Origin of the sequence: Clostridium sartagoforme AAU1 (assembly GCF_000401215.1) — a bacterium.
In the GTDB taxonomy this organism is placed as follows: domain Bacteria; phylum Bacillota; class Clostridia; order Clostridiales; family Clostridiaceae; genus Clostridium; species Clostridium sartagoforme.
Map to the genome: position 1 here is coordinate 1 of NZ_ASRV01000264.1, position 1,101 is coordinate 1,101.

The following is a 1,101-nucleotide window of genomic DNA, read 5'->3' on the forward strand; positions in this document are numbered from 1 at the left end:
GGCAAAAACAGATAGCTAATAAAGAAATAAATGAAACTAATATAGCTAGCTTTTTGCTTTTATTTAAATTTCCACTTGTGGATTTTGATTTAAATTATTAATTTGAATTATCCATATTTATCACTCCTTGTTACACTTATTTGGTAATAATAGTAACAAGGAGTGATAAATATGGATAATTCAAATAATAATTTAAATTCAAAATCCACAAGTGGAAATTTAAATAAAAAGCAAAAAGCTGCTATATTAGTTTCATTTATTTCTTTATTAGCTATCTGTTTTTGCCTAAGCTATTTTATAACGGATTATTTTACTAATCCTAATAGATTAATTAATAATGAAGAAGCTGAAAATAAAACTGTCTATAGTGAAAATGATAAATATTTAGATGATAATATTTATATTACTTTAAAAACAAATGATAATATAGATATGTCAGAAAACTTACTAAACTTAAAGAAAAAATTAAATTTAGATGATAATCTTACTAAAGAGGCTTTATCAGAGAAACTTTCTGATGATGGATACGCTCTTTATGAATGGGATAATAATAAATTAATTTACACCCGTGATTCATCTACAGATATTAATAAATTTGAATCAAATAAATATTATTTAGGTGAAGAAAATGGATATATAAGCTTATTTAAAACAGATTCAAATGGAAATATAATAGAATCTGAAAAAAAGGTTTACTCAAATTCAAAACCACTAGCTAATTTGCCAGAAATAGATCAAAATTATATAAAAGAAAATAAATTCTCATTTGATACAAAGGATGAAGCATTACAAAAATTAAGCGAAATGATTTCCTAATTATTAAAATATTTACTTTACTTAAATTATGTATATAATTTAAGTCTTAAAACTGCCGTATAAACTTGACTCTATCACGTTTATACGGCAGTTTTTTATTAACTTTTTATTTAAATTTCTTTATTATATGGAAATTCCTTTTTAATTTATTAATATATAGAATAACATAAATTATTAAGGGAATAAATAAATTATATAAATCAAAATAGAATCTATATTTTTCTTTCTATTTTGATTTTTTTTTCACATTTTAAGAACAAAATAGTATAAATATAATATGTTATT

General features: G+C 21.0%; 1 protein-coding gene. It reads left to right on the forward strand.

Going from position 1 to position 1,101, the window contains the following annotated elements; translation table 11 throughout:
• The first annotated feature begins 171 nt into the window (after nucleotides 1–171).
• Nucleotides 172–816 (forward strand): hypothetical protein, encoded by a 645-nt coding sequence (locus A500_RS19035; protein ID WP_016209202.1) that lies wholly within the window; start codon nucleotides 172–174, stop codon nucleotides 814–816.
• Nucleotides 817–1,101 lie beyond the last annotated feature (285 nt).

Excerpts from the sequence above, each read along its gene's own strand:
- A500_RS19035 (WP_016209202.1), top strand. The coding sequence starts at position 172 with ATGGATAATTCAAATAATAATTTAAATTCAAAATCCACAAGTGGAAAT.